The organism is Salmonella sp. WC3 (genome assembly GCF_042932255.1).
In the GTDB taxonomy this organism is placed as follows: Bacteria; Pseudomonadota; Gammaproteobacteria; order Enterobacterales; family Enterobacteriaceae; genus Salmonella; species Salmonella enterica.
This window is the reverse complement of record NZ_CP170629.1, coordinates 896496-922310: the sequence shown is the minus strand read 5'-3', so window position 1 is coordinate 922310 and position 25815 is coordinate 896496. Positions and strand designations below refer to the sequence as shown.

General features: G+C 53.3%; 24 protein-coding genes. 12 read left to right on the top strand and 12 right to left on the bottom strand.

Features of this window, described 5'->3' with window-relative positions; all coding sequences use genetic code 11:
* Window positions 1-8 precede the first annotated feature (8 nt).
* Both ACFK9X_RS04375 and sthE read left to right on the top strand, forming a co-directional pair.
* Window positions 9-566, top strand: a complete 558-nt coding sequence (locus ACFK9X_RS04375) for a fimbrial protein (protein ID WP_001056984.1) — start codon at window positions 9-11, stop codon at window positions 564-566.
* Between the two features lie 40 nt (window positions 567-606).
* A complete protein-coding gene (gene sthE / locus ACFK9X_RS04370; RefSeq protein ID WP_151115667.1) occupies window positions 607-1692 on the top strand; it encodes a fimbrial major subunit SthE in 1086 nt (361 codons plus the stop codon).
* Between the two features lie 57 nt (window positions 1693-1749).
* Here the strand turns inward: sthE and creD are convergent, their stop codons facing one another.
* The 4 genes from creD to creA are packed head-to-tail and all read right to left on the bottom strand — an operon-like array spanning window position 1750 to window position 5756.
* Entirely contained in the window at window positions 1750-3099 is a 1350-nt protein-coding gene (gene creD / locus ACFK9X_RS04365; protein WP_076737687.1) for a cell envelope integrity protein CreD, read from the bottom strand.
* A 57-nt stretch (window positions 3100-3156) separates the two neighbouring features.
* A complete protein-coding gene (gene creC, locus ACFK9X_RS04360; protein WP_151115665.1) occupies window positions 3157-4581 on the bottom strand; it encodes a two-component system sensor histidine kinase CreC in 1425 nt (474 codons plus the stop codon).
* Complete coding sequence (gene creB / locus ACFK9X_RS04355; protein ID WP_001187047.1) at window positions 4581-5270, bottom strand: two-component system response regulator CreB; 690 nt, start codon at window positions 5268-5270, stop codon at window positions 4581-4583. Before creB ends, creC begins: the two co-directional genes overlap by 1 nt.
* Before the next feature lie 12 nt (window positions 5271-5282).
* A complete protein-coding gene (gene creA / locus ACFK9X_RS04350) occupies window positions 5283-5756 on the bottom strand; it encodes a protein CreA (protein WP_000875811.1) in 474 nt (157 codons plus the stop codon).
* Window positions 5757-5967: 211 nt separating this feature from the next.
* Between creA and robA the strand changes: the two genes are divergently transcribed.
* Window positions 5968-6837: an MDR efflux pump AcrAB transcriptional activator RobA gene (gene robA / locus ACFK9X_RS04345; RefSeq protein ID WP_000371685.1), complete on the top strand. Its 870-nt coding sequence runs from the start codon at window positions 5968-5970 to the stop codon at window positions 6835-6837.
* Here the strand turns inward: robA and gpmB are convergent.
* A complete protein-coding gene (gene gpmB, locus ACFK9X_RS04340) occupies window positions 6834-7481 on the bottom strand; it encodes a 2,3-diphosphoglycerate-dependent phosphoglycerate mutase GpmB (RefSeq protein ID WP_000942363.1) in 648 nt (215 codons plus the stop codon). The two genes, robA and gpmB, sit on opposite strands and share 4 nt — an antisense overlap.
* Before the next feature lie 47 nt (window positions 7482-7528).
* Here gpmB and yjjX point away from each other — a divergent pair, with 47 nt between their 5' ends.
* Window positions 7529-8044, top strand: coding sequence for an inosine/xanthosine triphosphatase (yjjX, locus tag ACFK9X_RS04335; protein WP_000554315.1), 516 nt, complete (start codon window positions 7529-7531; stop codon window positions 8042-8044).
* Window positions 8045-8145: 101 nt separating this feature from the next.
* Here yjjX and trpR read toward each other — a convergent pair whose 3' ends face one another.
* Both trpR and sltY read right to left on the bottom strand, forming a co-directional pair.
* Window positions 8146-8472, bottom strand: a complete 327-nt coding sequence (trpR, locus tag ACFK9X_RS04330; protein ID WP_000192005.1) for a trp operon repressor — start codon at window positions 8470-8472, stop codon at window positions 8146-8148.
* A gap of 57 nt (window positions 8473-8529) precedes the next feature.
* Window positions 8530-10500, bottom strand: coding sequence for a murein transglycosylase (sltY, locus tag ACFK9X_RS04325; RefSeq protein WP_202441434.1), 1971 nt, complete (start codon window positions 10498-10500; stop codon window positions 8530-8532).
* A 175-nt stretch (window positions 10501-10675) separates the two neighbouring features.
* Here sltY and ettA point away from each other — a divergent pair, with 175 nt between their 5' ends.
* On the top strand, window positions 10676-12343 hold the full coding sequence (gene ettA / locus ACFK9X_RS04320) for an energy-dependent translational throttle protein EttA (protein WP_000046770.1): 1668 nt from the start codon (window positions 10676-10678) through the stop codon (window positions 12341-12343).
* A 117-nt stretch (window positions 12344-12460) separates the two neighbouring features.
* Here the strand turns inward: ettA and nadR are convergent, their stop codons facing one another.
* The 3 genes from nadR to serB form a co-directional block, all read right to left on the bottom strand.
* Window positions 12461-13693 carry a multifunctional transcriptional regulator/nicotinamide-nucleotide adenylyltransferase/ribosylnicotinamide kinase NadR gene (gene nadR, locus ACFK9X_RS04315; protein WP_001519486.1) on the bottom strand — a complete coding sequence of 411 codons (1233 nt, stop codon included), beginning with the start codon at window positions 13691-13693 and terminating at the stop codon, window positions 12461-12463.
* 150 nt (window positions 13694-13843) lie between these two features.
* Complete coding sequence (gene radA / locus ACFK9X_RS04310) at window positions 13844-15226, bottom strand: DNA repair protein RadA (protein WP_001029720.1); 1383 nt, start codon at window positions 15224-15226, stop codon at window positions 13844-13846.
* An 83-nt stretch (window positions 15227-15309) separates the two neighbouring features.
* Window positions 15310-16278, bottom strand: a complete 969-nt coding sequence (gene serB, locus ACFK9X_RS04305) for a phosphoserine phosphatase (RefSeq protein WP_001132984.1) — start codon at window positions 16276-16278, stop codon at window positions 15310-15312.
* A gap of 116 nt (window positions 16279-16394) precedes the next feature.
* Here serB and ACFK9X_RS04300 point away from each other — a divergent pair, with 116 nt between their 5' ends.
* From ACFK9X_RS04300 to ACFK9X_RS04270, 7 genes are all read left to right on the top strand, one after another.
* Window positions 16395-17039, top strand: coding sequence for a YtjB family periplasmic protein (locus tag ACFK9X_RS04300; RefSeq protein WP_000090067.1), 645 nt, complete (start codon window positions 16395-16397; stop codon window positions 17037-17039).
* Window positions 17040-17072: 33 nt separating this feature from the next.
* Entirely contained in the window at window positions 17073-18089 is a 1017-nt protein-coding gene (gene lplA, locus ACFK9X_RS04295) for a lipoate--protein ligase LplA (RefSeq protein WP_151115661.1), read from the top strand.
* A 312-nt stretch (window positions 18090-18401) separates the two neighbouring features.
* Entirely contained in the window at window positions 18402-19091 is a 690-nt protein-coding gene (locus ACFK9X_RS04290; RefSeq protein WP_151115659.1) for a DUF1120 domain-containing protein, read from the top strand.
* Between the two features lie 47 nt (window positions 19092-19138).
* On the top strand, window positions 19139-19828 hold the full coding sequence (locus ACFK9X_RS04285) for a DUF1120 domain-containing protein (RefSeq protein WP_000722276.1): 690 nt from the start codon (window positions 19139-19141) through the stop codon (window positions 19826-19828).
* A gap of 77 nt (window positions 19829-19905) precedes the next feature.
* On the top strand, window positions 19906-20613 hold the full coding sequence (stjC, locus tag ACFK9X_RS04280) for a fimbrial biogenesis chaperone StjC (RefSeq protein WP_001112032.1): 708 nt from the start codon (window positions 19906-19908) through the stop codon (window positions 20611-20613).
* 13 nt (window positions 20614-20626) lie between these two features.
* Window positions 20627-23035, top strand: coding sequence for a fimbrial biogenesis outer membrane usher protein (locus tag ACFK9X_RS04275; protein WP_151115657.1), 2409 nt, complete (start codon window positions 20627-20629; stop codon window positions 23033-23035).
* Window positions 23032-23604, top strand: coding sequence for a hypothetical protein (locus ACFK9X_RS04270; protein ID WP_151115655.1), 573 nt, complete (start codon window positions 23032-23034; stop codon window positions 23602-23604). The genes ACFK9X_RS04275 and ACFK9X_RS04270 overlap by 4 nt, the downstream gene beginning before the upstream one ends.
* 37 nt (window positions 23605-23641) lie before the next feature.
* Here ACFK9X_RS04270 and deoD read toward each other — a convergent pair whose 3' ends face one another.
* Together deoD and deoB are read right to left on the bottom strand one after the other, a co-directional pair.
* Window positions 23642-24361 carry a purine-nucleoside phosphorylase gene (gene deoD, locus ACFK9X_RS04265; protein WP_151115653.1) on the bottom strand — a complete coding sequence of 240 codons (720 nt, stop codon included), beginning with the start codon at window positions 24359-24361 and terminating at the stop codon, window positions 23642-23644.
* 209 nt (window positions 24362-24570) lie between these two features.
* A complete protein-coding gene (gene deoB, locus ACFK9X_RS04260) occupies window positions 24571-25794 on the bottom strand; it encodes a phosphopentomutase (protein WP_000816454.1) in 1224 nt (407 codons plus the stop codon).
* Window positions 25795-25815: the final 21 nt, after the last annotated feature.

The window sequence follows — 25815 nt, the reverse complement described above, 5'->3', positions numbered from 1 at the left end:
GATAAAAGATGAATATGAACAGATTTGCTGCATTAGCCGCCCTGTTAACGTTCACGGGTCTGGCATTATGGTCGCCATCGATCAGCGCGGCATACAATACCGCAGATGCCGTAGACATTAACGTTACGGGATTAATTTATGCCGATCCGTGTACCGTGACGGTCCCCGACACGCTCTCTCTTGGACAATATGCCCGGGCGGATATCGCCGTGGCCGGCGGCAATACCGCCACCATTCCTTTCACCATAAAAATGACGAATTGCCCGGCAACGACCACAAAAGCCGCGATTTCATTTAACGGCGTACCTTATCCCGATCCAAATTATGCTTCTGCGATTTATGCAAACAGCGCGGCCAATCCGGCGCAGGATTTAGGATTACAGCTTTTTAACCTGGACGGTAAAAGTCTGGTCAATCTGGCCAACAACGTCACTTACACGGTGGATATCAACAGTAATACCCATGAAGCCAATTTGCCTGTCGCCGCAAGGATGTATACCCCGTATGGAAAAGTCACGGCAGGGGATTTCACGTCCGTTGTGACGATCACTATCGCATGGCAATAACATCTTTCTATTTCACCTGGTATAAAAGCAGGAATTTTTCATGAGAAGGTTATATCTGGCGCTTATTCTGCTGTTCGCGTATTCCGGTCATGGTTACGCCTCCTGTAAACGTTCCGGAAATGAAGGCGCGATCACTATCACCCCGCCGTCGCAGCTTGTGGTGGATAGCCACGCCTATACCGCAGGCGAAGTGTTGTGGCAATCGGGCTGGTTTTCCACCTCCGAAGTCACAATGGATGGCTGTAGTCGCGATTATAAGGTCGGTTTTTTATATGAACCCGGTAGCGCGCAGTCAAATACATCAGCGACAATCAATGCGAATGACGGGAACAACACACCGGTATTTAGCACCGGCATTTCCGGCGTGGGCATTGCGATTAAAACCCAAACGAATGCTGGCCCTTACGATAATGTCATGCCAATCGATAATACCTACCATAATGGCGATGGCAATAAAACACACCATGCGATGGCTCCCGCCTACAATGTTGAACTGGTCGCCTTAGGAGGTCCGATCACCTCCGGTACCGCGACATTCCAAAGCCCACTGGCGCGCGTATCCTTTCGCGATAGCGCAACGGAAGACTCCGGCGGCGATATCCTGACCCATCTGTATTTGGGGAATACACAATTGATTATGAAAGCGATGGGATGTCGGGTAGAAACACCTGCCATCACCGTTGATTTAGGCAGCGTCAATTTAGGCAGTTTCGCTAACAGTCAAACGGCGGGCACAGGCGAGCAGGATATCTTATTGACCTGCGAACAAGGCACCGCTATTTCCGCATCGTTAAGCGCCCAACCGGCCAGAGGAAACAATCCTGATAATTCAGTCATCCAGTTGAGCAATGCAAGCGCGCCAACCAGCGCAACCGGCGTTGGCGTACAGTTGGGTATTCAGGCGCCGGACGCCGGTTTCTTTACCGACAGTTTGCCAATCAATCAAAAAATTGATCTCTTTACTCACACGATTACCACCAATGCCGATGGCAGCCAGACGGTTAACGGCGGAACCATGAATATGTCGACCACCCTGAAAATTAGCGCGCGCTACTATAAAACCGCCGCCACGGTAACGGCCGGGCAAGCGAATGCCACGGCAACATTAAACCTGACCTATAACTAACGGCATCACATTTTCTGGCGCTGCGCGGGAAAACGTTAACGCGCGCGCCCGTTAGATTTATTTCCACAAACGTAATTCGTCATCTTGTACTGGCGGTAATGACTTACGTTGCTGACAAGAGAGCGAATACCAGTCCAGATGGCGCGTCAGGAACATCACGCCGCCAAGCGCCAGTAGCAGAACGCCGGTACCCAGAAGCAACGAGCTATCTTCCGAACGCAGCAATCCCCACATCACGCCATCCAGCGCCAATAACGCTAGCGTAAACAGTACGCTATTGCGCCATCCTTTCAGCACTGCCTGCAAATAAACGCTATTCATCAACGCGCCCACCAGGCTGGCGGCGATCCAGGCTGGCGTGAAACCGATATGTTCCGACAGTGCCAGCAACAGCAGGTAGAACATCACCAGCGATAACCCCACCAGCAGATACTGCATCGGGTGTAACCGCTGCCCCGTCAGGGTTTCGAAGACAAAGAAAGCCATAAACGTTAGCGTAATCAACAAAATGGCATATTTCGTCGCTCTGTCCGTCAGTTGATACTGGTCGGCTGGCGTCGATACAGCGACGCTAAACGCCGGTAAGTTGTCCCAATCCACCTTTTGCGCATCAGCAAACTGTTCGCCGAGATTCGTGGCAAACCGGCTGGTTTGCCACTGGGCCTGAAATCCCGAACCGCTGATTGCGCGTTTACCGGGAAGAAAATCCCCCACAAAATTTGGGTGCGGCCAGTTGCTGGTCAGGGTCATTTCACTGCTACGCCCGACGGGAACCAGTGAAAAGCTGCCGGTTCCGCTTAAATTTAGCGACATCGCCAACGTCAGGTTGCGCGTCGCCCACTGACTGTCCGGCAGCGGGATATGAATGCCCTCTCTACTTTCCGGTAAGCCGGTCCCCGGTTCTACAGTGAGCGTTTCACCATTCACCTGCGGCGCTTTTACTGCGCTGATACCGCGCGCATCGCCGACGCCCACGACGATAAAGGGCTTTCCAAGGGTAATGTTCGGTCTGTTCAGCTCATGCAGACGGGCCACATCAAACTCCGCCTTTATCGCCATATCGGTATGCCACACCTGCCCCTGATAAATACCTATTTTTCGCGCTTCAACGTTTTGATTGCCTTCGACCAATAGCGACTCCGGCAGCCAAAAATAGAGATAGCTGCGCTTATACTGGACCTCTTTCTCCTCTTCCAGCACGGTATAGAGCTCTGTCACCGGAACCGCCACCAGCGGGCCGACAACCTTTTGTGGGCCGCTGGTACTCTGACGAATAGCGGCTTCTACATGGCTTCGATAATCAGCACGTTCCACGATGGTGTGCCGTACCATCATCAGGGGAATTAACAGCAGGATCATGGCGCCGCCTAACGTAATCATTTTCCACAACAGGGGGGATTTCAACATAGCGTTCTCCTTTGCAATACCAGCAGTGTAAGAACGCGATGTGGGGAGAATTTGAAGTTATGTGAAGTGACGGTGAAGTGTCAACGAGGCCAGCACGCCGCCTTCGGGACGATTGCACAACGTCACCTCACCGTTGAGGAGTCGCGCCGCCTCGCTGACAAACGCCAGTCCAAGCCCGCTGCTTTTACGCCCGTTTTCGCGGGGCAACGAATAGAATCGGTCGAAAATGCGCGGCAGCGCAAAATCAGGAATACCACAGCCGGAATCCGTCACCTGCAGGATCGCTTTCTCTCCCATCGGTTGAGCGCTTAATGTGATAACGCCATTTTCAGGCGTAAAGTCGATGGCATTGTCCAACACATTGCCCAACGCCTGCGCCAGAAGCTCCGCGTCGGCGACGACAACCAGCGAGGAAGGCCGTAGAGTAAGGGTGATATTTTTTGCCGCCAACTGAATGCTGCGCGCCTCGCTAAGCTGCGTAAATAGTTCATCAACAGCAACCGGCGCGAGAGGGATATCCTGTCGGTTTTCCAGCCGCGCCTGGCGCAGCAGGGTTTCTACCAGCTCCTGCATTCGCGTATTTTGCGCCAGTATATTCTCTGTAAAGCGGGTAACCACATCCGCGGGCGGTCCTTCACGCAGAATCTCCGCCGCGCCGCGTATCGCCGCCAGCGGACTTTTCAGCTCATGAGTCAACGCATACACATACTGCTCAATCTCATTCTTGCCTTCCAGCTTAATGCGCATACTCTCCAGCGCCTGCGCCAGTTTACGCAGCTCGCTGCTGCCTAATGCAGGTAACGCAAGCGGGCGGTTTTCGGTGACGGAATCCGCATAGCGCGTCAACCGGGCGATGGAGCGGTTAATCCACCAGACCATCCCCGCGCCAATCGCCAGCGCAATTCCCAGTAAAACGGCGCTGGCCCACAGAATGCGCCGTTCGCTGCGCTTAATCACCGGCGCCATTGCCGCATTCGGTTTGCCGACAGTCAGGACGCCGATAATCCGTCCATCGCTGATTATCGGCGCGGCTACGTACATCACGGTGCTATTGGGATCGGCAGCATCTTTTGCCGTGCTGCGGGCGCCATACTGTCCGCGCAGCGTAAGCCAGACGTCATTCCAGCGAGAATAATCCTGCCCCACCGCTTTGTTTTCCGAATCAAACAACACCTTCCCCTGCGCATCCGTCATGTAGACATGGTATTCATTGCGCACTTTGACGATCCCGCTGATATTGGCGCGAAACGGGCGATGTTGCAGCTGGGCGAATGCCTTCGCCAACTGGCCGCCAGTCGGGTTGCCGGAAAGGAGATCGTCGCGGGCCAGCGCCGCCAGCAGCGTTGCGGTGTCAATCAGCGTCCCTTCCGTCGCGCGGCGGACGCCCGGCTTTATCTCCTGAACGAAGATAGACAGCACAAACACGGCGGCGACGGCGACAATAAGAAAGTAGCCCAGCAGCAAACGCATTCCGATGCGCATCAGACGCTCCTCAGGCTGTATCCCATTCCACGATGCGTGTTAATTGGCGAGAGCTCCGGATTGATCGCGCGTAGTTTAGCGCGCAGGGTTTTGATGTGTGTATCGACCGTCCGATCGAAGGTCTCCTGGGCATCAGACCAGACAATATCCATCAATTGCTGACGCGAGTACACGCGTTCCGGCGACAGCAGCAGGGTTTTAAGGAGCAGAAACTCATAACGCGTCAGCGAGAGCGGCGTACCAAACCAGGCGATCTGCGCCGCCGGTTCATTGAGTTCAAAATGTCCGGTACGCACCACCGGCGACGGCGCAGCAAACTTTTTCACCCGGCGCAGCAGCGTGCGCACGCGGGCGCTCACTTCGCGCGGCGAGAACGGCTTGGCGACATAATCATCTGCGCCGATCTCCAGACCAAGCAATCGATCCACTTCATCGCTACGGGCAGTCAGGAAAAGAATCGGCAGCGCAGGATGGCGTTCCAGCAACTGCCGACACAGCTCAAAGCCGCTGATATCCGGTAGTCCCACATCGAGAATCACCGCATCCGGCCGTTGCTGACGCGCTTTTTCCAGCGCGGGCAGCCCGCGAGCGAATAGCTCAACGGTAAACCCTTCCAGTTGCAGGGTGTAGATGAGCGTATCGGCGATTCCCTGTTCATCCTCGACTAACCAGACCTGCGGTTGCTGCATACTCTTTCCCTGTTATTGTCGCCACGGCATGACCGGCACCGCGCTGATGGCGTTCTTCGGCGATCCGTCGACTACTTTGTCGGAGTAGGCCAGATACGCCAGCGTGTTGCGTTTCTCATCATAGAAACGCACGACCTGCAATGACTTAAATATCAATGAGGTGCGTTTTTTGAACACCACCTCTCCCTGCGCCTTGCCGTTCTTAATTTTGTCGCTCAGTTCAATAGGCCCGACCTGCTGGCAAGAGATGGCGGCGTCAGACGTATCTTCCGCCAGCCCTAATCCGCCTTTTATGCCGCCCGTTTTCGCCCGGCTAACATAGCACGTCACGTTTTTGACATCAGGATCGTCAAAAGCTTCCACCACGATTTTATGGTCAGGACCGAACATTTTAAATACCGTATCGACTGAACCAATTTGTTCCGCACGGGCGCTCTGCCCCAGCAGCAACAAAATTGAGAAAAGTACTAAGCTCTTGTATTTCATATTGTTACCATTCATAAAAGTTACGTTGCGTAATTATTAGACATTCTAAAATAAAATGGTTATAGATCACAGGATTAGAATAATTACCTGTCACGTTGCCTAAAAAAAGCATTTAAGCTCAAAAAAAACACTGAATGCTAAAAGAACAAAAAATGCTATTATCCTCTTACCTGATATCGGGTGCTCGTTGTTGAAAGGATGGGGATATTTTATGGATCAGGCTGGCATAATTCGCGACCTGTTAATCTGGCTGGAAGGTCATCTGGATCAGCCGCTGTCACTTGACAATGTGGCGGCAAAAGCAGGCTATTCCAAGTGGCACCTGCAGAGAATGTTTAAGGACGTGACGGGCCACGCCATTGGCGCTTACATCCGCGCCCGTCGTTTATCGAAATCAGCAGTGGCGCTGCGTTTGACCGCGCGTCCAATTCTGGATATTGCTCTTCAGTACCGCTTCGATTCTCAGCAAACCTTTACGCGCGCCTTTAAGAAACAGTTTTCCCAGACGCCAGCGCTGTATCGTCGCTCCTCGGAATGGAGCGCCTTTGGCATTCGCCCGCCATTACGGCTGGGCGAGTTTACCGTGCCGGAACATCAGTTCGTTACGCTGGAAGATACGCCGCTCCTTGGCGTCACGCAGAGTTATTCCTGCTCGCTGGAACAGATTTCCGACTTCCGCCACGAAATGCGCGTGCAATTCTGGCATGATTTCCTCGGTCATTCGCCAACTATTCCGCCAGTGCTTTATGGGCTTAATGAAACGCGCCCCAGCATGGAGAAAGACGATGAGCAGGAAGTATTCTATACCACCGCACTGCCGCAAGAGCAGGCCGATGGCTATGTTCAGTCGGCGCATCCCGTGCTGTTGCAGGGCGGTGAATACGTCATGTTCACCTATGAAGGGTTAGGAACCGGCGTGCAGGATTTTATCCTGACCGTTTACGGCACCTGTATGCCAATGCTGAATCTGACCCGTCGTAAAGGGCAGGATATAGAGCGATACTACCCGTCAGAAGATACCAAAACCGGCGATCGCCCTATCAACCTGCGCTGCGAATTTCTGATCCCGATTCGTCGTTAACGCTGTAGCTCATCCAATGCAGGGGCGTCCAGATGCGAAACGTCCCCTGCGGTTTCTACCACCCACCCAGACGCCAGCCACTGGCTTTCCTGGTAATCGATGCGGGAAATAGAGCAGTTGCGCAAACGTAACCGGCGTTCCGCCCAGGCGGGTAGTCCCAGTATAGTACTGACCAGACAGCCCAACGCGATACCGTGACTGACTAATAAAGGTCGGCTGCCCTGCGGTAGCTCCAGACAGGACGCCAGCGCGGCATGAACGCGATCGCTCAACTCCTGCATCGATTCTCCGCCGGGAATGCGGCCATCCTGCGTGCCGTTGACTAACTGACGACGCCAGCCCTCTTCTTCTTCCGTCAGCGAATCGATCTGGCGCTTTTCCAGCACGCCCATATCCAGCTCGCGCAGGCGGGAGTCAAAGGTGATATCACACCCGCACGCCTGGGCGATAATCTCCGCCGTGCGTTTTGTGCGGCCTAAATCGCTGCTGATGATATGGGTGATGCCGAGGCTGCGGGCGCGTTCTCCTACCTGCATGGCCTGCTGCTCGCCTTTTGCTGTCAGGGGACTGTCCGATTGGCCCTGAATACGTCGCTCGGCGTTCCACTGCGTTTCACCGTGGCGAACAAGGTATACCTGTAACATGTTTTTTTCCGTTATACTGCGATAAATTTTTAAAACTGAGCTTAATTATGCACCAGGTTATCTCTGCGACCACCAATCCTGCCAAAATTCAGGCAATTCTACAGGCATTTGAAGAGATTTTCGGCGAAGGATCGTGCCATATTACGCCCGTCGCCGTCGAGAGCGGCGTACCGGAGCAGCCCTTCGGAAGCGAGGAAACGCGTGCTGGCGCACGAAATCGCGTGGGTAATGCGCGACGCCTGCATCCACAAGCTGATTTCTGGGTAGCCATTGAAGCCGGAATTGACGATGACGCCACCTTCAGTTGGGTGGTGATTGATAACGGCGTTCAGCGCGGTGAAGCGCGATCGGCCACGCTGCCGCTGCCCGCCGTCATTCTCGACAGAGTCCGCCAGGGGGAAGCGCTTGGCCCAGTGATGTCGCAGTACACAGGTATTGACGAGATTGGTCGCAAAGAGGGCGCCATTGGCGTATTTACCGCCGGAAAATTAACGCGCTCCAGCGTTTACTACCAGGCGGTGATCCTGGCGCTCAGCCCGTTTCATAACGCGGTGTATCGATAATTATTTACGCTATGTTGTAGGCCTGATAAGCACAGCGCCATCAGGCATTTCGCAGCGATGTTGCCGGATGGCCGCTTCGCCTTATCCGGCCTACAAGCAAATCAGGCGCTTTTCAGCAGTATCTGCTCAAGCCAATGACGCAGTTCAACCGGCGCGGATTTCAGACTGTTTGACCCGCGCGTGATGGTGGCGATGCCCGCCCCCAGCTCGGTTTTCAACTCGCGCTGACTCATTTCGCCACGCAGCAACTCCTCAATAATGCGCACGCGCGTTCCCAGCGCTTCACGCTCGTCCGGCGTAAGCATCAGTTGTAATAAAGGCAGATGCAGATCCTCTGCATATGCCTGACGGAGTAACTCCACAAAACGAAGCCACTCCTGATTACGTTGTTCGGCGATAGCCGATGAATAAGGGGAATGCTGGGTCATGTTATACCGCCGTTTGTACTGTTACACGAGTACAAATGATAACATAACCCGTCTGCATTAATACCGTCGCTGCCACTCAGAGTCGCTCATTAAGGCCTCTTTCTGCCCCATAAAGTGGCGATAGTAAGCGTCATAGGCCAGAACGTTTTTCACGTAGCCGCGCGTTTCCGAAAAGGGAATGCTTTCGACAAACGCTACGGCATCGATACGCCCGGCGCTATTGCCAAGCCAGGTGCGCACGCGCCCCGGCCCGGCGTTATACGCCGCCGAGGCGAAAATACGGTTATTGCCAAACTGCTGATAGACATACTGCAAATAGCTGGTGCCAATGTTGATGTTGGTCTCCGGCTCCAGCAGTTGACCGGGGCCGCGGTAGTCCGGAATCGAAAACATTTTCACCGTATGGGTGGCCGTTCCCGGCATAATCTGCATTAAGCCGCTGGCCCCTACCGGCGATTTTACTTTCGGGTTCCAGGCGCTCTCCTGGCGGGCAATCGCCATGGCATAGCTTTGTGAGATATCTTTTCCGCGGGTATAGCGGGTAAAAAGATCGTTATACGCCAGCGGGAAACGCTCCTCCAGATGATCCCACAGTTTTCCGGCGATCGTCGCCTGTACGCTCAGATCCCACCAGTGCTGGTTAAACGCATAGCGCGCCAGCTGCGCCTGTTCAGATTTACTACGGCTTTTTACCAGATTCGCCCATTCGCTGCGCGCCGTGTTATCCAGGTTCCAGTACATCAGCTCCCGTACACGCGCCATCTCCGGCCCCTGCGTCAACGCGCTGTTTACGTTGGCGGGCGCTTTATCGATTTTAAGCGTGTACTCTTCGCCTAAACGCTGCGCCGCGACCATCGGATAAAAACCGCGCTTCTGCATTAAAGCATGAAGGATCTCTTTCGCTTCGGCGTCACGACCGCGCTCCAGCAATAAATCCGCCTGCCAGTAACGCCACTCGTCTTTCTCTTTCGCCTCCATCGGCAGTCGGGCAAGCCAGGTATTGAGACCGCGACGATCGCCCATCCCCAGCGCCATACGCACGCGCCGCTCGATAAGCGGCGTCGATTGCGAGCGCATAATCGCGTCATCGCGCCATTTCGCCTGCGCATCGGTCACATCGTTGCCCATCAGTCGCCAGGCAACGATATCGCGCAGCGCCTGCGTTTGTTCCTCATTAAGTTTCTGCGCCTGTACCAGCGAGGGGATCATCAGACGCGCATTTTCCGCGTCCTGGCGGGCGACGCTGGCAAACGCGACTTCCGCCATCTGGCGGGTAAAATCGGTGGCGCCGGTGGTGCGTGCGAAGGTCAACACGTTATTAGGGTCATTAGCCAGGGTAATGATCGCTGAGGCGATCGTTTGATATTCCGCCGGCATCTGTCCGGCCAGCACCGTAACCAGACCCGTATTTCCGGCTTTCATCGCCAGCCGAATACGTTCCAGGTACGCCAGCGGGTCTTGCTTGCCGGAGGCCCGCCAGACGCTGAACAGTTTATCGCAGGCATTCGGCTGACTTTTGCCGGTCAGCCAAAGGTCTTTCGCGCCCTGCCAGGCCGCTTCCGTTTGCCCGGTACTCCATTTCGCGTAGTAATAGTTACATTGCGCTTCCGTGGTGCCGGGTTTCTCCGGGCTAAACGCCAGCAAGCCGCGCCAGTCTTCACGACGCGCCAGCTCATTGACGAAGCGTGATTGCAGCGTACGCGCAGGCGGAAGCGTAGGATTGGCGCGCACAAACTGCGTGACAGCAATCGCCGGTTGGTTCATCAAATCGTCGGTGATCTTACGGTATTCCAGATACGGGTAGAGCGGATAATCTTTCAGACCCGGCATCATCTGCTCTACCACATCCATCTGGCGGTTGTCCCAGGCCTGCTTAATCTGCGCATAGCGGTTACGCTGCTCTTCCAGTGAGTCGGCCCGCGCGAGGTGACAAAAGGTCAGCAGGCATACGCTGGCGGCGACGAGACGCCAGACAAATGGTTTGGCTCTATCCACAAGCTCTTCCTCAATTGTTATCCAATGCAGCATCATGCCGCGTAATGAATTTATGCTAACCAGTCATAGCCATTTGCGCCACGTTACGGACACTTTTTTACTTTTATTGCGAGTGCGATCTGCTGGCTGGGCTTAGGCAGGGAAAAAGGCTACACTTCGCCTTTGAAATCTATTCACCATCACGATAAACATAGAGGCGAAGTCCAACGTGGCTCAATTCGTTTATACCATGCATCGTGTCGGCAAAGTGGTTCCGCCGAAACGTCATATTCTGAAAAACATCTCGCTGAGCTTCTTCCCTGGCGCCAAAATCGGCGTGCTGGGCCTTAACGGCGCCGGTAAGTCTACCCTGCTGCGCATCATGGCGGGTCTCGATAAAGATATCGAGGGCGAAGCGCGCCCGCAGCCCGGCATTAAGATTGGCTACCTGCCGCAGGAACCTCAGCTAAACCCGGAACACACGGTACGCGAGTCGATTGAAGAGGCCGTTTCGGAAGTGGTTAACGCCCTCAAACGTCTGGATGAAGTGTATGCGCTGTACGCCGATCCGGATGCCGACTTCGACAAGCTGGCCGCAGAGCAGGGCCGACTTGAAGAGATTATCCAGGCGCACGACGGTCATAATCTGAACGTGCAGCTTGAGCGCGCTGCTGACGCTCTGCGTCTGCCGGACTGGGATGCCAAAGTCGAAAAACTGTCCGGCGGCGAGCGCCGTCGCGTGGCGCTGTGCCGTCTGTTGCTGGAAAAGCCGGACATGCTGCTGCTCGACGAACCCACCAACCACCTGGATGCCGAATCTGTTGCGTGGCTGGAACGTTTCCTGCACGACTTCGAAGGCACCGTCGTGGCGATTACCCACGACCGTTACTTCCTCGATAACGTCGCCGGTTGGATTCTGGAACTTGACCGCGGCGAAGGTATTCCGTGGGAAGGCAACTACTCCTCCTGGCTGGAGCAGAAAGATCAGCGTCTGGCGCAGGAAGCGTCTGCCGAAGCGGCGCGCCGTAAATCCATTGAGAAAGAGCTGGAGTGGGTGCGTCAGGGCGCGAAAGGCCGTCAGTCGAAAGGTAAGGCGCGTCTGGCTCGCTTTGAAGAACTGAACAGCGTTGAGTATCAGAAACGTAACGAAACCAACGAACTGTTTATTCCACCAGGACCGCGTCTGGGCGACAAAGTCATTGAAGTCAGCAACCTGCGTAAATCCTACGGCGACCGCGTACTGATCGACGACCTGAGCTTCTCGGTGCCGAAAGGCGCTATCGTCGGGATCATCGGGCCAAACGGCGCGGGTAAATCGACCCTGTTCCGCATGATGTCCGGTCAGGAGCAGCCCGATAGCGGCACCATTACGCTGGGTGAAACCGTCAAGCTGGCCTCGGTCGATCAGTTCCGCGACGCGATGGACAACAGCAAAACCGTCTGGGAAGAAGTGTCCGGCGGGCTGGATATCATGAAGATCGGCAACACTGAAATGCCAAGCCGCGCCTATGTAGGCCGCTTCAACTTCAAAGGCGTCGATCAGGGCAAACGCGTTGGCGAACTGTCCGGCGGTGAGCGCGGTCGTTTGCACCTGGCGAAACTGCTGCAGGTGGGCGGCAACGTCCTGCTGCTCGACGAACCGACGAACGACCTGGATATCGAAACTCTGCGCGCGCTGGAAAACGCCCTGCTGGAGTTCCCTGGTTGCGCGATGGTTATCTCGCACGACCGTTGGTTCCTTGACCGTATCGCCACCCACATCCTGGATTATCAGGATGAAGGTAAGGTGGAATTCTTCGAAGGCAACTTTACCGAATACGAAGAGTACAAGAAACGCACGCTGGGCGCCGAGGCGCTGGAGCCGAAGCGTATCAAGTACAAGCGTATTGCCAAATAAATGTCTGAATGCCGGGTGGCGCTTGCGCTTACCCGGCCTACAAACCCAGCGATTCCAATACGTTGTGAAACTGTAGGCCTGATAAGACGCGGTAAGCGTCGCATCAGGCATTGGTTCTTATCCCTGCTCGCCCATCATCTCTTTCACCAGTTCCACACAGCGCAAAAAGCGGCCATCGTAGTCAGCCTCTTTAACGTGAACGAACTCAATGTTGTTCTCTTTCAGCATCTCGACCAACAGGCTCTGGAACGCTTTACGATCCACTGAACTGCCCAGGCTTCGCAGTCCGTCAGCTACCCACGGCGTATTATTCTCCAGCAAAATCACCAGGTCGAAGCGATACTCGTCGATCAGCGCCTGGACAAAGGGATGCTCGCGCCCTTCGTATTTTTTGCAAAATGCCTGGGTGGTGACGAAATCGGTATCGATAAACGCCACTTTATTCGCATATTTCACTGCAAAATCAATATATTGCGCATGACCCAGCGCAATTTTATCGTAGTCGGAATACTGTAACGCCATCTCATCGCCGCCCAGATGCGAAAAGACATAGTCGCGGCCATATTCCCAGGCGCTGGTGGTATTAAAAATATTGGCGAGCTTATTGACCAGCGTAGACTTGCCGCTTGATTCCCCGCCCAGAATCGCGACGGTACGCACGAAAAACGGCTTCACTTCGGTAGGAATATATTCCCAGTAACGAAACGGATTTTCGCGGATTTGCGCCCCGCTGATATTCATAAACGTGCGTTCAGGATCGACCAGCACCGTCTCAATCCCTAAATGCTCAAGGTACTGCGGCGCATCAGCCTCTTCGGAAGTGTAGATCCAGCTCGGCTGTATTCCCTTCTCTGCCATAAACGCTTTAATGCCGTTGCTCCAGACGTCCCAGCCATGCGGATAAGGCTCCATCCCCTCTTCATTAAAGGCGTGGATGCGAATATTTTTTTGGTATTTGAAGGTTTGCAGCAACCAGCGCAGGCGATCCGACACGGTGGGCTGCTGCGACATGGCGCTATCCTCAAACAGCCCGCGGTCGCGCGTATCGTCATATCCCATAATGATGTGCAACTCATCCACCTGGCTACAGGCGCGCTGGATCAAGTAAATGTGTCCGGTATGCAATGGATAAAATTTACCGAACACCACGCCAATGTTTTTCTGTCGGCGCGGGAACTCCAGCCCGAGAAAACGGTGTAGCGCCTCCAGTTTTTGCGCGCTGGGGCTTTTGATTTTGGCGTTAAGTAACTGACTCAGATACCCCTTGGTCATACCGCTGGCGTCAGCCACCTGTTGCAGAGTGCAACCTTGCTGCTTAATCGCGGTTTTGAGATAGTCGAACGATGACACAAGAGCCTCCTGCTGGAAAAATCGCATAACACTGCCTGACGGCGCTTCGCTTATCAGGCCTACAACATCAATCCGTATCAATCCGTAGGCCGGATAAGACGCATTGCGTCGCCATCCGGCAAATTATACAACATCACTACATACAGAGAATTATAAGTCGTCAAACACGCTTAACGCATCTGCGAGCTTTTTAACACCGAACACCTGCATTCCTTCCGGCGGCTTTTTCGGTACGTTGGCGGCAGGCACAATCGCCCGACGAAAACCGTGTTTCGCCGCCTCGGAAATACGCTCCTGCCCGCTCGGCACCGGACGAATCTCGCCTGCCAGCCCCACTTCGCCAAACACCACCAGATCCTGCGGCAACGGCCTGTCACGCAGGCTGGAGACCATCGCCAGCAGTAAAGCCAGATCCGCGCTGGTTTCGGTGACTTTCACGCCGCCGACCACGTTGACGAAGACGTCCTGATCCGACATTTGCAGACCGCCGTGTCGGTGCAGCACCGCCAGCAGGATAGCCAGACGGTTTTGCTCCAGACCGACCGCCACGCGTCTGGGGTTCGCCATCATCGAGTGATCGACCAGCGCCTGAATCTCCACCAGCAACGGTCGCGTGCCTTCCCAGACGACCATCACTGAACTGCCGGAAGTGACCTCATCGCCGCGGCTTAAAAAGATGGCGGACGGATTGCTCACTTCGCGCAACCCCTGTTCGGTCATGGCGAAGACGCCCAGCTCATTGACTGCGCCAAAGCGGTTTTTGTGGCTGCGCAGCGTGCGAAAACGAGAATCGGCGTCGCCGTCGAGCAATACTGAGCAATCGATACAGTGTTCCAGCACTTTCGGCCCGGCCAGCGACCCGTCTTTGGTGACGTGGCCGACCATCACGATCGCCACGCCGCGCGTTTTGGCGAAGCGCGTCAGGTAGGCTGCCGTTTCGCGGACCTGGGCGACACTGCCCGGCGACGACTGGATGTCCGCCATATGCATCACCTGTATGGAGTCGATCACCATCAGTTTCGGCTGTTCTTCTTCGGCAATCAGGCAAATTTGTTCGATGCTGGTTTCCGACAACATATTCAGATTCGCCGTCGGCAGGCCAAGCCGATGCGCGCGCATCGCCACCTGCTGTAGCGACTCTTCGCCGGTGACGTACAGCGTTTTCATCTGCTCGGCGAGCTTGCACAGCGTTTGCAGCAGCAACGTTGATTTGCCCGCGCCGGGGTTACCGCCAATCAAAATGGCGCTGCCGGGTACCACCCCGCCGCCCAACACACGGTCAAACTCTTTAAAACCGGTAGAAAAGCGCGGCAGTTCCTCAAGACTGATGTCAGACAGTTTCTGCACTTTTGATACGCCCGCACTGCCGGCGTATCCGCTCAGACGTTCGTTACGCGCCACCGTCGGCGACGCGGCAAGGCGCACCTCAGTAATGGTGTTCCAGGCCTGGCAGGCGCTGCACTGCCCCTGCCAGCGTGGGTAATCGGCACCACATTCATTACAAACAAAGGCGCGTTTTGGAGCTTTTGCCACGTTTTACCTCTTTCGTTAACGCTGTTGCCGGATGGCGCTGATGCTTATCCGGCCTACGGTCGCCTTGCCATTGGGCAGGTTAATCATTTCTGGTTCATGCTGCCGGAGAGAATGCAAAACACGCCCATCAGGTCAGCGTGGCGGATCGTAATCTCCGTCTTTTCGTTTACTTTTGGCTTGGCATGGAAGGCAATACCTAACCCTGCCGATTTGATCATTGGCAGATCGTTAGCGCCGTCGCCAATCGCCACCGTCTGCGCCAGCGGGATGTCATGCTCTTGCGCCAGACGAAGCAAGGTATTGGCTTTATACTCAGCATCCACAATATCGCCGATAACGTGACCGGTAAATTTACCGTCCATGATCTCCAGCTCATTGGCGACCGCCGCCGTCAGGCGTAGCTGGTCACGCAGATAGTCGGCGAAGAAAGTGAAGCCGCCGGAGGCGATAGCGATTTTCCAGCCAAGCGCTTCCAGTTTTAGCACCAACTGCGTTAATCCTGGCATTAGCGGCAGATTCCCGCGCACCTGGCGCAAAATATCGGCATCCGCGCCTTTCAGCGTCGCCACGCGGCTACGCAGGCTGGCGGTAAAATCAAGCTCGCCGCGCATCGCGCGCTCCGTCACTTCAGCCACCTTCTCACCGGTACCGGCCAGCTTCGCGATTTCATCGATACACTCAATCTGGATCGCCGTGGAATCCATATCCATGACCAGCAGCCCCGGCGTGCGCAGATGCGGAATTTTACCCAGCGGCGCAACATCCAGCTGCGCCTCATGCGCCAGCCGCGTCGCACGCGGCGTCAGCGACCCCGCCAGACGAATGACCTGATAATCCTCCACGCACCAGGCGGCGACAATCACCATTGCGGCGCCCAGTTTGGTCTGATATTGAGTTAAACGCTGCTTATCCAGCCCGCGCCCATACAGCAGCCAACCGCTGCGGCCTGCATGGTAATCCAGAGGCATCACCTCGTCGCCGCTTAAAGAAAGAGGCAAACCAGGCCATAAAGAGACATCTTCAGGCAGATCGCACCAGGTAATGTTAGGCATTAAAGCTCCTGTAAATCGTTCAGGCCGGTAACCGCCCCGCGGAAAATAACGCATGAGGCTACCTTGTAACCATCGCTTCTGGCAACATTAAGCCTCAAATTTTCAGCAGGTGGAATATGGCTCGCGCAAAACTGAAATTTCGGCTGCATCGTGCAGTCATTGTATTGTTCTGTCTCACACTGCTCGTCGCGCTTATGCAGGGCGCGTCCTGGTTTAGTCAAAACCACCAGCGACAGCGCAATCCGCAGCTGGAAGAGCTGGCCCGCACGCTGGCGCGCCAGGTGACGCTCAACATCGCCCCGCTGATGCGCAGCGAAACACCGGATGAAAATCGCATCAACGCCGTGCTGCGTCAGCTCACGCAAGAGAGCCGTATTCTGGATGCCGGCGTCTATGATGAACAGGGCGATCTTATTACTCGCGCTGGCGAAAGCGTCAACGTGCGCGACAGGCTGGCGCTGGATGGCAAAAAAGCGGGCAGCTATTTTAACCAACAAATTGTCGAGCCTATCCAGGGGAAAAACGGCCCATTGGGCTACCTGCGTCTGACGCTGGATACCCACACGCTGGCCACCGAAGCAAAGCAGGTCGATAACACCACCAACATTCTACGTCTGATGCTGCTACTCTCGCTGGCGATAGGCGTGGTGCTGACGCGCACCTTGCTACAAGGTAAACGCACCCGCTGGCAGCAGTCGCCCTTCCTGCTAACGGCCAGCAAGCCTGTTCCGGAAGAGGAAGAACGTGAGGAAAAAGAGTAAAATGACGGCTTAATAAAGGTAAGGAAAACCACTATGACAACATTACGCCTGCTTATTTCTGACTCTTACGATCCCTGGTTTAACCTGGCGGTCGAGGAGTGCATTTTCCGCCAGATGCCCGCCACCCAGCGCGTGCTGTTCCTGTGGCGCAACGCGGATACGGTGGTCATTGGACGCGCGCAAAACCCGTGGAAAGAGTGTAATACGCGGCGTATGGAAGAAGATAATGTCCGTCTGGCCCGCCGTAGCAGCGGCGGCGGCGCGGTATTCCATGACCTCGGTAATACCTGCTTTACCTTTATGGCTGGTAAACCGGAATACGATAAAACCATCTCCACCCATATTGTGCTCGCGGCGCTGAATTCGCTGGGGGTCATGGCCGATGCTTCGGGACGCAACGATCTGGTCGTAAAAACGCCGGACGGCGATCGCAAAGTCTCCGGTTCAGCCTATCGCGAAACCAAAGATCGCGGCTTCCATCACGGCACGCTGCTGTTGAATGCAGACCTCAGCCGTCTGGCGAACTATCTGAATCCCGATAAAAAGAAACTTGCGGCGAAAGGGATTACCTCCGTTCGCTCCCGCGTGGCCAATCTTACCGAGCTATTACCGGGTATCACTCATGAACAGGTCTGCCAGGCGGTCACGGAAGCCTTTTTCGCCCATTACGGCGAACGCGTCGACGCGGAAGTGATTTCACCGGATAAAACGCCGGATCTGCCGAATTTTGCCGAAACCTTTGCGCGCCAGAGCAGTTGGGAGTGGAATTTCGGCCAGGCACCGGCGTTCAGCCATCTGCTGGACGAGCGTTTCACCTGGGGCGGCGTCGAGCTGCATTTTGACGTCGAGAAAGGTGTGATTACCCGCGCACAGGCGTTTACCGATAGCCTGAACCCGGCACCGCTGGAAGCGCTGGCCGAGCGGCTGCAAGGGTGTTTGTACCGCGCGGATAAACTACAGGAAACGTGCGAGGCGCTACTGGTTGATTTCCCGAAGCAGGAAAAAGAACTGCGGGAACTGTCGGCGTGGATTGCAGAAGCTGTGCGCTAAATGAATAATATCAGAGAGACGAATGTGTCTCTGATATTATTTAAACATAACAACATATTCTGAAAAATGAGTGAATAGCACAAATAGTTAAAACACACTCACTAACTACTATATTCTTTAAAATTAATATTATTTCCCCGCACTTCATAAACCCAGCGAATTATAAACCATTTATCATCACCAATGATGATTAAAGTTTTTCTTAACCAAGATTTAATTTTATTAAATTTACAACATATCATTATCTTCATAGAATCCCGACCCGCGCATTACATGTCATTTGGAAATATACTTAATCGTTAGGGATTACTGATGAAAAAATTATTAATAGCGACCTCTGTCATAATAGGATTATCAACTTCAGCGCAAGCGGTTGAATCCACTGCTGTATTAAAACTGACTGGCGTTTTAACCAACGGCGCATGTATACCAGAGTTAAGTGATGGTGGCGTTGTAGATTTCGGTACTAAGGCCGTTAGCGATCTGCTGCCAACTGAAACGAATCAACTGGGATACAAAGATATAACACTCACGATTCAGTGCCTTGCACCGGCAAAAGTTGGCTGGACCGCTGCCGATAATCATGGCGATTCGGCGACAACGCTGACTATCGATAACGCAACATTTGGCGGTCAGAACAATAGAATACCAAACTATCAGCTAGGTCTGGGTACAACAGCAGGTGGTATCAAGATTGGTGCATACGGCCTCTCCATAGACGTGAATAATGCGACCGCCGATGGAGTTAAGACGAAGATGGTAGCGTCAAATGATTCGAATCCTGGTGTCTGGGATTTAGCAATGAACGAATTCGTTGCGCTTACAAATACATTTCCATTTCCCAATACATATAGTGTCGGTGATGAAAATGGCCCCGTTGCTTTTACCACCGCAACATTTCCTATACGCGTAGCTGCCGCTATACAGGGAACGGACACACTGGCTATTACCGATAACACCACGCTTGATGGTCAGGCGACCTTTACACTCGTATATCTGTAACTCCAGCATTCACATGGAATATTCAACACCTCTTTAATGGAACTATAATGAAAAAAATTTTGCTTATTACTGCAATTGCAGCTTCCTTTGCTACAACCAGCGTGAATGCTGACACCACTGCCGTATTAAAAGTCACCGGTCAACTGGTTGTTGGTGGTTGTACCCCAGAACTCAGCGGCGGTGGCGTGGTTGATTACGGTACTATCCGCCTCGCCACACTTTCCGCAACCGATGTAAACCAACTGGGTACTAAAGATGTCTCTCTGAGTATCTCTTGTCCGTCTGCAACCAAAGCAGCATGGACTATTACCGATGACCGTGCGGACACCCACCCAGGCGCATCCGTTATCTCCATAGCCAATGGCGATATGACTAATAGTATAGTATCTGATACCACAATGTCCTACGGCGTTGGCAAAACAACCGAAGGTGTAAAAATCGGCGCGTTCTCTATTTATACCGATACCGCGAACGTTACCGCTGATGGTGTAAAATCTGACGCTATCTCAGGAACCGTTGATAGCCCAGTCTGGCAGAAGTCTTCCACCGGGATTATCAAAAACGGCAATATGGAAATGTTTACCGTTGCTACAAAAGGCACCACCGAACCGGTTCCGTATACCCTCGCCATTTTCCCGCTGAAAACCTCACTGGCTATTCAGAATACTGCAACGCTGGCCATTACTGATGATACTGATCTGGATGGTCAGGCAACCATCACGCTTAAATATCTCTGATCCAGACCGTGTAAAAAGGTTATTGATCTGTCTCCCTTATTATGGGGAGACAGATTAAAATTAAAGGACTAATTCTGATGCCAGCAGTGACTAAACTTCCATTATTATTACTCAGCGTCCCCTTTGTTTTTTCAACACTCTTTTCACAGGCTAACGCTGCCGGCATGGTACCGGAAACTACGCTACTGGTGATTGAAGAATCCACACACAGCGGCGTAATGAATGTTAAAAACACCGACAGCAATCCGGCTTTGTTATATACCACCGTCGTTGATTTACCTGACGACAATGGTGTGAAACTGGATGTCACTCAACCAGTTGTTCGCGTTGAAGCAGGCCAGCAGCAGCAACTACGCTTTATTATGGAAAGTACGGAACCGCTCACCGTCGAGCACTATAAGCGCGTCACGTTTGAAGGTATTCCTCCGAAATCTACCGATAAAGGAATGAAAATAGGTTTTAATCTACGCCAGGATTTGCCGGTATTAATTCGTCCTAAAAATCTACCGGTCGTTACTGATGCCTGGAAATTATTAACCTGGTCCAGAAACGGACAAACAATCAACGTCAAAAATCCGTCTCCCTACGTTGTACGTTTAGCCCAAAATATTACCTTCTTACCTTCAGGGGGCGAAGGCACGATTAAAAAAACCTATATTCTGCCCGGCGAAACATTGAACGTCAGTATAAAAACGCCCTTTGCTGCTGATACATCCGTACGTTTTTATCCTGCCAGCCGTTACGGCATTGAAGTCCCCAGCTTTACCTCACCGCTGGTGCCGTAATGAGAGCTAGCACGTGAAGTATTTAAAACTGCCGCTATACATCAAAACTGCGCTTTATTGCTCACTGGCAACCACGACGTTTTCAGCTCTGGCGGAGGAGCTGAATTTTGACATGGGTATTCTCACCTCCAGAGGCATTAGCCCCAACGTCGCACAATATTTTTCCCGCGCGCCGCGCTTTCTACCAGGCAGCCACACCGTCATGGTAAAGATCAATGGCGTAAATAGAGGGTCGTTGGTCGCGCGTTTCGACACAGAAGGCCAGCTTTGCGTGGATGACGATTTCCTCAGCGCCAGCGGGCTCGTACCGCTTAATATCAGCGCCAAAGAAACCTGCCATAGCCTACAAGAAGATTATCCCTCAGCGATTATTACCCCACTGCCAAACAGTGAATCGCTGGAGCTTTTTGTTCCGGCACAGGCTCTGGATAATAACTTACTATCGCTAAACAACGTGATTAAAGGCGGCACCGCCGGGTTATTTAACTATAACCTGTACGCCAGTCGCAGCGAGTCATCCGGTAGCGATAGCCGAAACTATGCCCAGGCAAACCTTGAAGCTGGCTTAAACTTCGCGGAATGGACGCTGCGCAGCCGCTACATGCTGACGAATAATGATGGAGAATACCGTACCGATAGTCTATATACCTATGCGGAGCACGTATTTCAGGCACAAAAAATGCGTGCGCAAGTTGGGCAGATCAACGTCAACTCCAGTCTATTCAGTGGCGCGCCGATCAACGGCGTACAGCTTATCCCTGAACAAGGGCTGGCACAGGATACACAAGGCGTAACCATTAACGGTATTGCCCGAACCCACCAGGCTCGCGTTGAAGTTCGTCAGTCCGGACAGATTATTTATACCGCACCAGTGAACGCTAGGGCATTTACCCTTGAAAATGTCCCCATCATACGCAGCAATACCGACCTTAACGTCAGCGTCGTTGAAACCGATGGCTCAACGACAACCTTCACGGTGCCGGCAGTATCCTTTAATTTACGCGAACTCACGCCCGCAGGCTTAACAATGTCCATAGGGCGCATACGTGATACCACCAGCGACTATTCGCTCCCCTGGATCTATAACATCAGCGATGGTTGGAAACTGAGTGAAAACTGGCTGGCGCAGGCGTCTGGCGTACTGGCACAAGACTATCAAGCGGCAGGAGGGATGCTGCAATGGCTTCCAACCAACAAATGGACGTTTTCCGGCTCAATGCTGGGCAGTAAAGCGTCCTTTGGCGAATCTCTGCAGGGTGCGAAAAGTGAACTACGCGCCAGCATGGCGCTGCCCGGGGAAATTAGACTTGACGTCAGTACCGCCCGCTACAGCGACGGATATCGTGAGTTAACGGATGCGCTCAATAAAGATGCTTACGAATATCAAAGTAGCTCCAGTGCTAATATTGCCTGGAACCATAATCTGTTAGGTACCTTCTCTCTGGGTTATTACACTTATCAGGCTACGGATAATGACAACGACTCTCGCAGCATAATGGCTTCCTGGGGCAAAACGTTTAAATATGCCTCAATTACCGCTAACTGGCAGCACGCTGTTAATCAGGATGATGAGAATCATAACGACAGTAATGATGATGATATGTTTTACATCAACATCAGCATTCCACTCGGTGAGCAGCGCGTCGGCGCTTATATGCGTAATCAAGGTGATAAAACAACCTACGGGCTACAAAATAATGGTTCGCTGAGTAAAGATACCCATTACTATATTTCTGCGGATCGTGATGCAAAAAACCAGCAAAATAGCTTCAACGGTAATCTCAATAGCAATCTTCATTACACTCAACTCAGCGTGGGCGGCGGCACTGATGGCGATAATTACCGCAACTATAACGCAACCTTCAGCGGAGGCATCGCTGCACACGAACATGGCATAACGTTCTCGCCTTATACAATCAAAAATACCTTTGCTATCGCACGCCTAAGTGAACCAGAAAGCGGCATTGAAATCGCCACGCCACAGGGGCGAATCTGGACTGACCACTGGGGGCAAGCCGTCATTCCGGGGCTAACTGAATGGCGGAAATCCCGCGTAGAGGTTAATGCGAATACGCTACCAAAGAGTATGGAACTGGCAAACGGTATTAAGAATATTACCGTCGCGCACAGCGCTTTTCGGGTACTGGATTTCAACGTGCTGAATACACGCCGTGTGATGCTGGCAGTAAAGCATCCGGATGGCTCATGGCTACCTAAAGGCACCAGCATTGTAGATGAAAAAAATAACTATTTGGTCAGTGCTGTCGACAGCGGACGCGTATTTATCACCGATGTTGGGGATAATCCTGCGTTATATGCCGCTAATGATGATATGAATCGTCTGTGTCGCATCCACTACACGCTGCAGAAAACCCAGGATAAAGAGGCATTTTATGAAACGGCAAAGGGAGTCTGTCAATGAAATCCAACAGAAAATGGTTGGGGATTGCTATATGTTGTATCTTCACCGCACTACTCCCCCCATCAGCCCGGGCCGACGATGACTGCCAAATAACGTTTTCTTCGCCAAACGTCAGCTTTGGCTGGCTTAAGCAAGATGATATCGTCAATTCTCAGCAAGGCTGGAATCAAATGTCTTCACAGGAGGTTCACGTTAGTGTGAGTTGCCCAGAAAGCCAGAACATTGCTCTTTTTGTGCAGGCCTCAGCGGGGGAAAAGGGACGATTTTATTTTGGAAATAACGGTGGTCTCGCCGTACGTGTTAGTCAGATGATAGTAGATGGTAAAAGTTATCCTATTGCCAGCACCCTTGATAGAGTGAGCTTTGCTCCCAATGACAGTGCCCTGGATAGTCTGTTGCTACATAATAACAACGGTATCATCGCGATGGATAATAACCAGCAGGTCAGTGGGAAAATGATGAACGTCACGCTGACATTAACACCTGTCTTGAACGATAATCAATTTACGCATGCTACCGATACGGTCATGCTAGAAAGCAATTTACAGTGGGAAGTGCTGACGAAATAAACGATGAAGGGGGCCTGCTCTGGCCCCCTTCACAATCTTACTCTTTATCGCCCAGCAGTACGGATTCCAGTGCGATTTTGATCATGTCGTTGAAGGTCGTCTGACGTTCAGCGGCAGTGGTCTGCTCGTGGGTACGGATATGGTCAGATACGGTGCAGATGGTCAGCGCTTTCGCGCCAAATTCAGCCGCAACGCCGTAGATACCCGCCGCTTCCATCTCTACGCCCAGTACGCCGTATTTTTCCATCACGTCTAACATTTCGCCGTCCGGAGAGTAGAACAGGTCAGCGGAGAACAGGTTGCCTACGCGCGCGTCAACGCCCAGCGCTTTTGCCGCATCAACTGCGTTACGCACCATGTCGAAGTCAGCGATAGCCGCGAAGTCATGATCTTTAAAACGGATACGGTTCACTTTGGAGTCGGTGCAAGCACCCATACCGATCACCACGTCGCGCAGTTTGACGTCCATGCGCACAGCGCCGCAAGAGCCGACGCGAATGATTTTCTTCACGCCGAAATCGGTGATCAGCTCTTTGGTGTAGATGGAGCAGGACGGGATACCCATACCGTGGCCCATCACGGAGATCTTACGGCCTTTGTAAGTCCCGGTGAAACCTAACATGCCGCGAACGTTGTTCACTTCGCGAACATCTTCGAGGAAAGTCTCAGCAATGTGCTTCGCGCGCAGCGGGTCGCCCGGCATCAATACGACGTCAGCGAAATCACCCATTTCTGCATTAATATGTGGAGTTGCCATCTTCAGTTCCCTTTAAATTTGTTGTTATTGCCTGATGGCGGCTACGCCTTATCAGGCCTACAAAACGTGTGTCAAAACAGTGAAATACCCTAAGTATTTCGCGTTGTAGGAAGGCGACGAATTCGTGAATCCCCGGGAGCATAGATTAACTATGTGACCGGGGTGAGCGAATGAAGTCAACGCATCTACAGCGCGAAAGACAACAGGTATCACAGCATGTTTTTACCGTAGTCCATCGGCGATGTGCCAAAGTAGGTCGCCAGCGTCTGGCCGATATCCGCGAAGGTTTCACGGTGACCTAAAGAGCCCGGTTTGACTTTCGGACCGTAGATCAGCACCGGAATGTGCTCACGGGTATGGTCAGTACCGGTCCAGCTCGGGTCACAGCCGTGGTCAGCGGTCAGGATCAGAATGTCATCTTCACCCACCAGCTCCATCAGCTCCGGCAGACGGCGGTCAAACAGCTCCAGGCCTGCGGCGTAGCCCGCGATGTCGCGACGGTGGCCCCAGGAAGAGTCGAAGTCGACGAAGTTAGTGAAGACGATGGTTTTATCGCCCGCTTCTTTCATCTCTTTGAGGGTCGCGTCGAACAGCGCGTCCAGACCGGTCGCTTTCACTTTCTTAGTGATGCCGCAGTTGGCGTAGATGTCGGCAATCTTACCGACGGACACCACGTGTCCCTGTTTTTCATCGACCAGTTTCTGCAACACGGTCGGCGCTGGCGGTTCAACGGCCAGGTCGTGACGGTTACCGGTACGCTGGAAGTTACCGGCCTTGTCGCCGATAAACGGACGCGCGATCACGCGGCCAATGTTGTAGCCGCCTTCGGTCAGCTCTTCACGGGCGATTTCGCACAGCTCGTAGAGTTTATCCAGGCCAAAGGTTTCTTCGTGGCAGGCAATCTGGAACACGGAGTCAGCGGAGGTGTAGAAAATCGGCTTGCCGGTTTTCATATGCTCTTCGCCGAGCTGGTCCAGAATGACCGTACCGGAAGAGTGGCAGTTACCGAGATAGCCCGGCAGGTTGGCGCGTTTCACCAGCTTATCCAGCAGTTCCTGCGGGAAGCTGTTTTCGTGATCGCTAAAATAGCCCCAGTCGAACAGTACCGGCACACCGGCGATTTCCCAGTGGCCGGACGGCGTATCTTTGCCGGAGGACAGTTCGTGCGCCCATGCGTATGCGCCAATAACGTCCGCGTTGCCGTCCATGCCGGCGGCAATTTTACCGGTAGAGCCTTCATGCGCTTTCACCAGCCCCAGACGAGTCAGGTTAGGCAGATTCAACGGGCCTTTACGGCCATTGTCAGCTTCGCCTTTGGCGCAAGCTTCTGCGATGTGGCCCAGAGTGTCGGAACCTACGTCGCCAAAACGATCCGCGTCTTCAGTAGCGCCGATGCCGAATGAGTCCAGCACCATAATAAATGCACGTTTCATATCTTCTCCGTACTTAGTGCT

Coding starts and splice junctions, on each gene's coding strand:
- stjC (WP_001112032.1), top strand. CDS start 19,906: ATGCCAGCAGTGACTAAACTTCCATTATTATTACTCAGCGTCCCCTTT.
- ACFK9X_RS04270 (WP_151115655.1), top strand. CDS start 23,032: ATGAAATCCAACAGAAAATGGTTGGGGATTGCTATATGTTGTATCTTC.
- gpmB (WP_000942363.1), bottom strand. CDS start 7,481: ATGTTACAGGTATACCTTGTTCGCCACGGTGAAACGCAGTGGAACGCC.
- yjjX (WP_000554315.1), top strand. CDS start 7,529: ATGCACCAGGTTATCTCTGCGACCACCAATCCTGCCAAAATTCAGGCA.
- creC (WP_151115665.1), bottom strand. CDS start 4,581: ATGCGCATCGGAATGCGTTTGCTGCTGGGCTACTTTCTTATTGTCGCC.
- robA (WP_000371685.1), top strand. CDS start 5,968: ATGGATCAGGCTGGCATAATTCGCGACCTGTTAATCTGGCTGGAAGGT.
- ACFK9X_RS04290 (WP_151115659.1), top strand. CDS start 18,402: ATGAAAAAATTATTAATAGCGACCTCTGTCATAATAGGATTATCAACT.
- creB (WP_001187047.1), bottom strand. CDS start 5,270: ATGCAGCAACCGCAGGTCTGGTTAGTCGAGGATGAACAGGGAATCGCC.
- ACFK9X_RS04285 (WP_000722276.1), top strand. CDS start 19,139: ATGAAAAAAATTTTGCTTATTACTGCAATTGCAGCTTCCTTTGCTACA.
- deoB (WP_000816454.1), bottom strand. CDS start 25,794: ATGAAACGTGCATTTATTATGGTGCTGGACTCATTCGGCATCGGCGCT.
- sthE (WP_151115667.1), top strand. CDS start 607: ATGAGAAGGTTATATCTGGCGCTTATTCTGCTGTTCGCGTATTCCGGT.
- ACFK9X_RS04375 (WP_001056984.1), top strand. CDS start 9: ATGAATATGAACAGATTTGCTGCATTAGCCGCCCTGTTAACGTTCACG.
- deoD (WP_151115653.1), bottom strand. CDS start 24,361: ATGGCAACTCCACATATTAATGCAGAAATGGGTGATTTCGCTGACGTC.
- creA (WP_000875811.1), bottom strand. CDS start 5,756: ATGAAATACAAGAGCTTAGTACTTTTCTCAATTTTGTTGCTGCTGGGG.
- lplA (WP_151115661.1), top strand. CDS start 17,073: ATGACAACATTACGCCTGCTTATTTCTGACTCTTACGATCCCTGGTTT.
- creD (WP_076737687.1), bottom strand. CDS start 3,099: ATGTTGAAATCCCCCCTGTTGTGGAAAATGATTACGTTAGGCGGCGCC.
- ACFK9X_RS04300 (WP_000090067.1), top strand. CDS start 16,395: ATGGCTCGCGCAAAACTGAAATTTCGGCTGCATCGTGCAGTCATTGTA.
- trpR (WP_000192005.1), bottom strand. CDS start 8,472: ATGACCCAGCATTCCCCTTATTCATCGGCTATCGCCGAACAACGTAAT.
- sltY (WP_202441434.1), bottom strand. CDS start 10,500: ATGCTGCATTGGATAACAATTGAGGAAGAGCTTGTGGATAGAGCCAAA.
- serB (WP_001132984.1), bottom strand. CDS start 16,278: ATGCCTAACATTACCTGGTGCGATCTGCCTGAAGATGTCTCTTTATGG.